The 8,760-nt window shown below is 68.6% G+C and carries 12 protein-coding genes and 1 pseudogene; 7 read left to right on the top strand and 6 right to left on the bottom strand.

What is annotated here, in order from left to right:
- Together BLP62_RS09195 and BLP62_RS09190 are read left to right on the top strand one after the other, a co-directional pair.
- A pseudogene (locus BLP62_RS09195) lies at positions 1-412 on the top strand (integrase core domain-containing protein); the annotation flags it as partial.
- A gap of 105 nt (positions 413-517) precedes the next feature.
- A complete protein-coding gene (locus BLP62_RS09190) occupies positions 518-1,060 on the top strand; it encodes a LabA-like NYN domain-containing protein (RefSeq protein ID WP_093007975.1) in 543 nt (180 codons plus the stop codon).
- Between the two features lie 23 nt (positions 1,061-1,083).
- Here BLP62_RS09190 and ndk read toward each other — a convergent pair whose 3' ends face one another.
- A complete protein-coding gene (gene ndk, locus BLP62_RS09185) occupies positions 1,084-1,497 on the bottom strand; it encodes a nucleoside-diphosphate kinase (RefSeq protein WP_093007973.1) in 414 nt (137 codons plus the stop codon).
- 21 nt (positions 1,498-1,518) lie between these two features.
- A complete protein-coding gene (locus tag BLP62_RS09180; RefSeq protein WP_093007971.1) occupies positions 1,519-2,442 on the bottom strand; it encodes a PP2C family protein-serine/threonine phosphatase in 924 nt (307 codons plus the stop codon).
- A 98-nt stretch (positions 2,443-2,540) separates the two neighbouring features.
- Between BLP62_RS09180 and BLP62_RS09175 the strand changes: the two genes are divergently transcribed.
- Both BLP62_RS09175 and surE read left to right on the top strand, forming a co-directional pair.
- The gene (locus tag BLP62_RS09175; RefSeq protein ID WP_093007969.1) at positions 2,541-2,747 is read left to right on the top strand and encodes a cold-shock protein; all 207 of its coding nucleotides are present in this window, start codon (positions 2,541-2,543) and stop codon (positions 2,745-2,747) included.
- 58 nt (positions 2,748-2,805) lie between these two features.
- Positions 2,806-3,552: a 5'/3'-nucleotidase SurE gene (gene surE, locus BLP62_RS09170; protein WP_093007967.1), complete on the top strand. Its 747-nt coding sequence runs from the start codon at positions 2,806-2,808 to the stop codon at positions 3,550-3,552.
- A gap of 73 nt (positions 3,553-3,625) precedes the next feature.
- Here the strand turns inward: surE and BLP62_RS09165 are convergent, their stop codons facing one another.
- Both BLP62_RS09165 and BLP62_RS09160 read right to left on the bottom strand, forming a co-directional pair.
- Positions 3,626-4,417 (bottom strand): SAM hydrolase/SAM-dependent halogenase family protein, encoded by a 792-nt coding sequence (locus BLP62_RS09165; RefSeq protein ID WP_093007965.1) that lies wholly within the window; start codon positions 4,415-4,417, stop codon positions 3,626-3,628.
- Between the two features lie 41 nt (positions 4,418-4,458).
- Positions 4,459-5,907 carry a tetratricopeptide repeat protein gene (locus BLP62_RS09160; RefSeq protein WP_093007963.1) on the bottom strand — a complete coding sequence of 483 codons (1,449 nt, stop codon included), beginning with the start codon at positions 5,905-5,907 and terminating at the stop codon, positions 4,459-4,461.
- Positions 5,908-5,976: 69 nt separating this feature from the next.
- Between BLP62_RS09160 and BLP62_RS09155 the strand changes: the two genes are divergently transcribed.
- A complete protein-coding gene (locus tag BLP62_RS09155) occupies positions 5,977-6,678 on the top strand; it encodes a tetratricopeptide repeat protein (RefSeq protein WP_093007960.1) in 702 nt (233 codons plus the stop codon).
- Positions 6,679-6,680: 2 nt separating this feature from the next.
- On the opposite strand, the gene BLP62_RS09150 is transcribed toward BLP62_RS09155, so the two are convergent.
- Positions 6,681-7,277, bottom strand: a complete 597-nt coding sequence (locus tag BLP62_RS09150) for a trimeric intracellular cation channel family protein (protein ID WP_093007958.1) — start codon at positions 7,275-7,277, stop codon at positions 6,681-6,683.
- Positions 7,270-7,728, bottom strand: a complete 459-nt coding sequence (gene ispF, locus BLP62_RS09145; RefSeq protein ID WP_093007956.1) for a 2-C-methyl-D-erythritol 2,4-cyclodiphosphate synthase — start codon at positions 7,726-7,728, stop codon at positions 7,270-7,272. Before ispF ends, BLP62_RS09150 begins: the two co-directional genes overlap by 8 nt.
- A gap of 16 nt (positions 7,729-7,744) precedes the next feature.
- Between ispF and BLP62_RS09140 the strand changes: the two genes are divergently transcribed.
- Together BLP62_RS09140 and BLP62_RS09135 are read left to right on the top strand one after the other, a co-directional pair.
- Complete coding sequence (locus tag BLP62_RS09140) at positions 7,745-8,296, top strand: HD domain-containing protein (RefSeq protein ID WP_093007954.1); 552 nt, start codon at positions 7,745-7,747, stop codon at positions 8,294-8,296.
- 36 nt (positions 8,297-8,332) lie between these two features.
- Positions 8,333-8,653, top strand: a complete 321-nt coding sequence (locus tag BLP62_RS09135; protein ID WP_176758182.1) for an FUN14 domain-containing protein — start codon at positions 8,333-8,335, stop codon at positions 8,651-8,653.
- Positions 8,654-8,760 lie beyond the last annotated feature (107 nt).

Raw genomic sequence — 8,760 nt, 5'->3', positions numbered from 1 at the left:
TGGTGCGAGCGCCTTTTCCTATCCGTGCGGTGCAGGTGGATGGGGGCAGCGAGTTTATGTCCGATTTTGAGGAGGCCTGTGAACGTTTGGGCGTTAAGCTCTTCGTTCTTCCTCCGAGGAGCCCCAAGCTCAATGGTCACGTGGAGCGGATGCAGCGGACCTTTAGGGATGAGTTCTACACACGACCGTTGCCTTCACAGATCCCCGAGCTCCAAAGGGAGCTTGACGCCTACCTGGACCACTACAACCGCCGGCGACCCCACCGGGCCTTGGGGGGCCTGGCCCCTTTAGAGTACCTGGCTAGAATACGGGGGGAGGCGGTCCCCACAGAGTCTCAAATGTGTTGACCGACTACATCATCTTGCGCTCATGGAAGAGGTGTGGTAGCATTCCCCTGCCCGCAAAGGGCTAAGCCGAAAACGGTATGCTTCCCCCACCGCTCCTTTGAGCGGTGGGCTATAAACCTTCTCACCCTTAACGGGGTAAACTGAGGGTGCCCGAGAAGGGGCGGGCCCGTATGGAAAGGGTAGCCATATTTATTGACGGCTCCAACCTCTACAAGGGGTTGGTGCAGCACCTGGGGTCGGACTATCGGCTGAACTTTGTGGAGTTCATCACCCTCCTCACCGCCGGGAGGAGGCTTCTTCGGGCCTACTACTACAACGCCCCCCTCCCCCCCGAGGACCCCGCGGCCAAGGCCCACCAAAGCTTCCTCAATTACCTGAAGCGGGTCCCCTACGTGGCCGTGCGCCTGGGGCGGCTGGAACGGCGGGCGGACGGCTTCGTGGAAAAGGGGGTGGACATCCAGATCGCCATAGATATCCTGCGCCTGGCCTACGCCGACGCCTACGACGTGGCGGTGCTGGTCTCCGGGGACGGGGACTTCGCCGAGGTGGTGCGGGTGGTGCAGGACATGGGCAAGCAGGTGGAAAACACCACCTTCCACGCCCTCTCCTCCCACCGCCTGGCCCAGCAGGCGGACCGCTTCTACCCCCTGGACGACTTCCCCTGGGAGCGCCTGCGGGCCCAGACCCCGCCCCAGGCCCCGGAGGAGGGTTAAGCTCCCCGCAATGGCCGGGGGGCTTAGAGCAACTCCTCGGGGCGGAAGAAGAGGGCGATCTCCCTCTGGGCGTCCTCGAGGGTGGCCGAGCCGTGGATGACGTTCTCGTCAATGGTGGTGGCGTAGTCCCCCCGGATGGTGCCGGGGAGGGCGTCTTTGGGGTGGGTGGCCCCCATCATCTTGCGCACCTCGGCCACCGCGTTCGGCCCTTCCAGGACCATGGCCACCACCGGGCCCGAGGTGATGAAGTCCACCAGGCCCGGGAAGAAGGGCTTCTCCCGGTGCTCGGCGTAGTGCCGCTCAGCGAGCTCCCGAGAGATCCTTAGAAGCTTAAGCCCCACCAACCGGAAGCCCTTGCGCTCAAAGCGGGCGAGGATCTCCCCCACCAGGCCGCGCCGGAAGCCGTCGGGTTTGACCATCACGAAGGTCCGCTCCATACCCCTAGAAGTCTAGCAGGCCTAGGGGCGGAAGTAGCCCAGGAGGATGTAGGCCACCACCACGATCCAGAGGAGGATGAGGAGGACGTCCCGCCAGCCGAGGCCGGGCCTCTTGGGCTCCAGCACCTGGGTGGGGAGCTCCTCGGGCTCCTCCCCGAGCTTCAGGCGCACCGGGGCCCCCTGGGCGGCCTCCAGGGGCAGGGCGTAAGGGCGGGTGGACTGGGGGAGTTCCTCCGGCACCCGCACCACGATGGCGCTGATGTTGTCCGGCCCTCCCCACTCGTTGGCCAGCTCCACCAGGCGCCGGGCGGCCTCCTCGGGGGGGAAGTTCTTGAGGACCTCCTTGAGGGTGCGGTCCTCCAGGACCCCGGAAAGCCCGTCCGTGCAGAGGAGAAAGGTGTCCCCGGGGAAAAGCTTGAGCCCCAGGAGGTCCACCCGGGCCTGGGGGAAGGAGCCCAAGGCGTTGGTGATCACGTTGCGCCAGCGGTGGGTCCGGGCCTCCTCTGGGCTCAAGAGGCCCTGGCGCACCCTCTCCGCCACCCAGGAGTGGTCCTCCGTGAGGAGGGTAAGCTCCCCTCCCCGGAGGAGGTAGGCCCTCGAGTCCCCCACGTGGGCCACCAGGGCGTAGGGCAGGTCCAGGAGGAGGCAGGTGGCGGTGGTGCCCATGCCCCGGTTCTCCGGGCGCTGGGCCTCTTGGTGGATGCGGGCGTTGGCCCGCTCAAAGGCCTCGAGGAGGGCCTTGGGGGAGGGTTCGGCCTCCTGGAAGTGGCCGAGGATGGTCTCCACCGCAAGCCTGGCCGCCACCTCCCCGGTGCGGTGCCCCCCCATCCCGTCGGCCACCACGAAGACCCCTCCCCAAGGGGTGAGGAGGTGGCCCAGGGCGTCCTCGTTCTTGGGGCGCTTGAGGCCCGGGTGGGTCCTTTCGGCGAAGGCGAGGCCAGGCACAAGGGGATTCTACCCCAGGGGCTTGACTTTTCCGAAGGGGCGTGGGATAGTAAGGAGTCCCTGGAAAGCCAAGCGGGTTTTCGGGATGAAGGAGAAGCATGAAGAAGGGTACCGTCAAGTGGTTCAACGCGGAAAAAGGCTACGGGTTCATCCAGCAGGAGGAAGGCCCCGACGTGTTCGTGCACTTCACGGCCATTGAGGCCGAGGGCTTCCGCACCCTGAACGAGGGGGAGCGGGTGGAGTTTGAGGTGGAACCGGGCCGGGGCGGCAAGGGCCCCCAGGCCAAGAAGGTCCGCCGCCTCTAAACCCCGTAAGTTCGGAAAGGACCCCCTAAAGGGGGTCCTTTCCCTTTAGGCTAGGGGTATGCGCATCCTTGTTTCCAACGACGACGGCATCTTTTCCCCCGGCATCAAGGCCCTGGGACTGGCCATGCGGGCCCTGGGAGAGGTCTACGTGGTGGCCCCCGACGTGGAGCAGTCGGCGGTGGGCCACGGCATCACCGTGCGCCGCCCCTTGCGCTTCAAGCACACGGCGAGCGCGGGCTTCGGAGAGATCCCCGCCTACCGGGTGGACGGCACCCCGGCGGACTGCGTGGTCCTTGGGGTGCACCTCCTGGGGCGGCCAGACCTGGTGGTTTCGGGCATCAACATCGGGGTGAACCTCGGCCTGGACCTCACCCACTCGGGCACGGTGGCGGCGGCCCTGGAAGGCACCTCCCTGGGCATCCCCTCCATCGCCTTCAGCCTGGACACCTCGGAGGAGCTGAACTTCGCCCATGCCGCGGAGTGGGCGGTGCGCATCGCCAAGAAGGTGGCGGAGGAGGGCCTGCCCAAAGGGGTGCTCCTCAACGTGAACTTCCCCGCCGGGGCCCCCCGGGGCCTCCGGGTGACCCGGCTTTCCACCCACCGCTTTGAGGACCGGGTGGTGGAGCGCCTGGACCCCGAGGGCCGCCCCTACTACTGGATCGCCGGCACCCCCGTGGGGGAGGAGGAGGAGGGGACGGACCTTTGGGCGGTGCGCCGGGGGTACGTCTCCCTCACCCCGGTGAGCCTGGACTTCACCGCCGAGGACTTCCTCCCCGAGCTCGCCCGCTGGGCGGAGAAGCTCTAATACCACCCCAGGCTGGCTTGGCCAGCCTGGGGCCCCGGCAGGGGCTTCCTCGAGGCAGCCAGCGGGGGAAAGGCTAAAGCCCCGGTGGGGGGGCCAAGAGGAGCCTCACGGGCATCCCCTCCCTCAGGCCCAGGGCCTCCCGGGCGCTTCCCCCGTTCACGGCGATCTCCAGGAGCCCGGCGCTTCCCAAATAGGCCAAGGCCTCCCCCGCCGCCACCTCGCCGAAGGTGCGGCGGATGGGAAGCCGCCTCCCCGCCACCTCCACCGATCCCCCCAAAGGGGCCTGGAGCAAGGTGGTGATGGCGTTGCCGAAGCGGTCAAAGGTGAGGACCTCCCCTTCGGGCCCCGGGGTCAGGGCGAGGGGAAGGCGCTTGAGGCTTTCTAGGGGAACCTCGAGGCCCAAGGCCTCCGGGGAAAGGCCCAGGGCCAGGTGGGCCGCCGCCGGGGCGAAGCGGTCGCGGCCGTGGAAGGTGGCCTCTCCCGGGCGCCAGCCAGGAAGCGCCCCTTGGGGAAACGGGGGAAGGACGCGCTCCAGAAGAAACGCCCTTCGGGGCGGGTCCAGGAGCCAGGCCAGGCTGAAGAGGCCGTTGTCCGGGCCCACGTACCACCGCCTTCCCCAAACGGCCACCGCCCGCCGGGAGGTCCCCACCCCCGGGTCCACCACCGCCAGCACCACGGCCCCTTCCGGAAGGTAGGGCACCGCCTCAAAGAGGGCGTAGGCCACCCGCCGGAGGTCCTGGGGGGGAAGGTCGTGGGCCAGGTCCACCACTTTAACCCCCGGGGCCCGCTCCCGGAGCACCGCCTTGACCACCCCCACGTAGGGGTCTTCCAGGCCGAAGTCGGAGAGGAAGAACACCGGCCTCATCTAAGCGCCTCCCGTTCGCAACCGGGGATCCCTGACCGGCCTCAGAACCTGCGCAGCCAAGCGGAGGGGAAAAGGGCCAGGGCCACCCCGGCCACCACCCAGCCCAAGGCGAGCCCCAAGACGCTCCCCGCCCGCTCCTTGGCCCAAAGGAGCCCGGCCCCAAGGAGGAGGAAGAGGAGGGTGGGACCGGGCACCGCCAAGGCAAAGAAGAGCGCAGAGAGGTAGGGGGCGAGCTCCCGGTAGCGCTCCTTGAACACCCAAGGGGCGAGGCCCCGGAAGAAGGGCTCCATGAGGGCCAGGCCCAGGAAGACGAGGAGGTGCAAGGGCAGGGTGGGAAACCCCAGGAAGGGCCGCACCAGCCCGTAGGCCCAAAGGGCGAGGACCAAGGCCGGCCCCACCCAAAACCCCTCCACCCAGCCCTCCAAAGGCCCCAGGAGCTGGGGAAGGCGCCGCCTCTGCCAGAGGAGAAGCCCCGCGAAGAGGAAGAGGCCGTAGGCCAGGAAGAACCCCGGGAGAACCTGGGCCTTCTGGTAGGGGGTAAAAAGGGCCAGGAGGTTGGCGAAGAGGGCCTTGCCCAGGAAGAGGGCCACCCCTAAGGCCAAGGCCAGGGCCAGGAGGACCGCGAGGTAGAGGCTCCCCGGCCCCGGAAGGGGGTCTTCCACCACCTCCACCGTGCGCAAGGGCTCAATGCGGCTTTCCCCCAGGACCACCAGGACCAAAAAGGTGCCCAGGGCGAGAAGCCAGGGCCACACCCGGGCGAGAAAGAGCGCGGGGAGGTTGACAAGCCCCGCAAGCTGCCCCAAGGCCGCCTGCCCCCGGGCCCAGTCCCCTTGGCCAAAGTAGGCCAGGACCAGGGTGGAAAGGGCCTCGCGCTGGAGGTCAGTACGGCCGGAAGTCTGCGGCAAGACCTCCTCCAGAAGGGCCACCGCCTCCTCGGGCCTCCCCGCGAGGAAAAGGAGGCGGCCCCGCTCCACCCGCTCCTCCAGGGTGGACCCCAAGGCGGCAAGCCCCGCCTCGGGGTTCCCCAGGGCCAGGTGGATCCGGGCCAAAAGGAGGCGGGCCTCCGGGGTGGGGGGAAGGCCCTGGGCCTCCCTTAGGGCTTCCTCCAGGCGGTTTTGGGCCCGAAGGGCCAGGGCCCGGAGGAGCCTCCCCTCGGGGGTTGGGGGGAGGGGAAGCCCAAGCGCCTCCTCCGCCTTCCCCTTCAGGAGGAGAAGCCTTCCCCGGAGGACGAGGGCCTCCGGGTCCTCTCCCAGGCGGGAGAGGTAGGCTTCGGCCTGGGCCAGATCCCCCTTCTCCAGGTGGATGCGGACCAGAAGGCGGAGGGCGGGGCGGTACCCGGGGTCTTCTACCAAGGCGAGCTCACAGGTGGCCTGGGCGCTTTCCAAGGCCCCTTGCCCGTAAAGGCGCTCGCAGCGGGCGTAATACTCCTCGGCCCCTTGGGCCAGGGCCAGAAGGCTCAATATCCATGCAAGCCCCAGAATACGCCTCATGCCCTCCAGTTTACGCCCACCCCTTGCCCCCGGCTTTAGACCGGGTATAATCCTTCCCGGAGGAACCCCATGAGGCGTGCGCTTATCCTGCTCCTGACGAGCCTTTTGCCCCTGGCCCTGGCCCAGGCCTCCCAGGTGGAGGCCCTTCTGGACGCCGGGCGGTTCCAGGAGGCCTACGAGATGGGCTCCAAGCTCGCCACCCCCGAGGCCCTGGCCCTGGCGGCCAAGGCCGCGAGCTTCTACGCCATGTACCAGGCCAAGGACGCCGAGAAGCGCACCTGGTTTGAGCGGGCGGAAAAGGCCGCTTCCCAGGCCATCGCCAAGGCCCCCGACTACCCCGAGGGCTACTTTGAGCGGGCCCGGGCCCTGGGCAGGCTTTCCCAGTACAAGGGGATCCTCGAGGCCCTGGCCGAGGGGCTTGCCCCCAAGATCCGGAGCGACCTGGAGAAGACCCTAAAGCTCAAGCCCGACCACGCCGGGGCCATGGTGGCCCTGGCCCTCTGGCACTTTGAGCTGGTGCAGAAGGGCTGGCTGGTGGCCGCCACCCAGGGGGCGGATGGGGCCAAGGTGGAGCCCCTCATGCGCAAGGCCATAGAGCTGGAGCCCGAGGCCATCATCCACCGGGTGGAGTACGCCCGGGTTCTCGCCGCCTGGGGAAAGAAGGAGGAGGCCAGGAAGCAGCTGGAAACCGCCCTTTCCCTCCCCGCCAAGACCGCCGCCGACCGCTACGACCAGGAGAGGGCCCGCCAGGAGCTGGCCAAGCTGAAGTAGGCCTACTTGGGGGTGGGGAGGCGGAGGCCGAGCCTCCGCCCGAAGACCCGGAGGAGCACCGTGGTCAGGGCCCCCAGGAAGAGGGCCCCCTCCGGGTGGCTTCCGTGGAGGGCGTAGACCACCAAGGCCCCCAAGAGGGCCGCGGAGGCGTACAGGTCCCCCGCCCGGTAGAGGATGCCCGGCACCTCCCCCGAGAGGAGGTCCCGCAGCACCCCGCCCCCCACCCCGGAGAGGGTGCCCGCCAGGGCCACGCCGAAGGGCCCGAGTCCCGCCGCCAGACCCCTTTCCGCCCCCAGGGCGGCGAAGAGGCCGAGACCCAGGGTGTCCAGGTAGTAGATGAAAGGCTCCAGGGCCTGCACCCTGGGGTGAAAGCGGAAGACGAGAAGCCCCACCAGGACCACGCTCCAAAGGAGGGGCTCGTTCCTTAAGGCGCTTGGGGGCAGAAGGCCCACCAGGACGTCGCGGATGGACCCCCCTCCCACGGCGGTCACCGTGGCCAGGACCAGGACCCCGAGGAGGTCAAACCCCTTCTCCACCCCCTTCAGGGCCCCGGTGGCGGCGAAGACCAGGGTGCCGAGCCAGACGAGGACCTCAACCATCCAAAAGCACCGCCGCCCGGGCCTGGACGTGGCCTGGGGCCAGGCCCTCCGAGGTCTTGAAGCCGAGGCCCACCCGGTCCTCGGGAAGGCCCAAAAGCCGGGCGAGGTTTTCCACCAGGGCCTTCCGGTGGGGGGAGAGCTTGGGCCAATCCAGGGTGATGACCAGGTTCGCCTGGAGAAGCCTTCCCCCCCGCTCCGCCACCAGGCGCAGGGCCTCCCTCAGGAAGACCTCGCTCCTCACCCCCTGCCAGCGGGGGTCGGTGTCGGGGAAGAGGAGGCCGATGTCCCCGAGGCCGTAGGCGGAAAGGAGGGCGTCGGTGAGGGCGTGGAGGGGGGCGTCCCCGTCGGAGTGGGCGAAGGCCCCCCTGGGGCTTGGGATGAGGAGGCCGCAGAGGTAAAGGGGCCTCCCCTCCTCGAGGCGGTGGCTGTCCTCCCCGTAGCCGAGGCGCATGGCTATACTCTAGGGCATGCCGAGCTTTCAGGAGGCCCTGGCCCTCATGGAGGCCTGGACAGAAAGCGAGTCCTTGAGGCGGCACATGCGGGCGGTGGAGGTGGCCATGCGGGCCTACGCCCGCCGCTTTGGGGAGGAGGAGGAGCTTTGGGCCATGGCCGGGGTGCTCCACGACATGGACTACGAGAAGCACCCCGAGGAGCACCCCTACAGGGCCGTGGAGGAGCTTAAACGCCTGGGCTACCCGGAGGAGGTCCTAAAGGCCATCCTGGGCCACGCGAGCTACACCGGGGTGCCCCGGGAAAGCCTCATGGCCAAGGCCCTCTTCGCCGTGGACGAGCTCACGGGGCTCATCACCGCCGCGGTGTACGTGCGCCCCGACCGCTCCATCCTGGGCCTGGAGCTCCCGAGCCTCAAGAAGAAGTTCAAGGACAAGGCCTTCGCCAAGGGGGTGAACCGGGAGGAGATCCGGCTTGGGGCCGAGGAGCTGGGGGTGCCCTTGGACGAGCACCTGGCCTTCGTCCTCGAGGCCATGAAGGCCGAGGCCGAGCTTCTGGGCCTCAAGTAGTTGCCCGGGGCCCCGCTTGCCGCTAGGGTGGAAGGCGTGGAGCTCCCCGACCTCACCCCCTACCTGGGGCAGATCACCTTCGGCGGCCTCGCCGGGTACGCCGTGGGCTACGCCCTCAAGAAGGTGGGCCGCCTTTTGGCCCTGGCCCTGGGCCTCCTCTTCGTGGCCCTCCAGCTCCTGGCCCAGGCGGGCTACGTGGAGGTGGACTGGACCCGCATCCAGCGGGACGTGGAGCCCTTCCTGCAGCAGCCCGGCCTGAAAAGCCTCTGGGAGAGGCTCCTTTCCACCCTCACCTACAACCTCCCCTTCGGGGCGAGTTTCCTGGGGGGGTTTCTCCTGGGTCTCCGGGCGGGTTGACGCCGCCCTAAGTAGCTGCACGTTGATTTCGCAACACGGGTTGCCCGAAATAAGGCTTGGGAAGGTCCTTTTGGGGCCCCCACCGCGGCGAAAGCCGCGGCGGGGTA

The organism is Thermus arciformis, from assembly GCF_900102145.1.
GTDB classification, from domain to species: Bacteria; Deinococcota; Deinococci; order Deinococcales; family Thermaceae; genus Thermus; species Thermus arciformis.
Note: the sequence above shows the minus strand (reverse complement) of the source record. Positions and strands in the feature narration are given on the sequence as shown.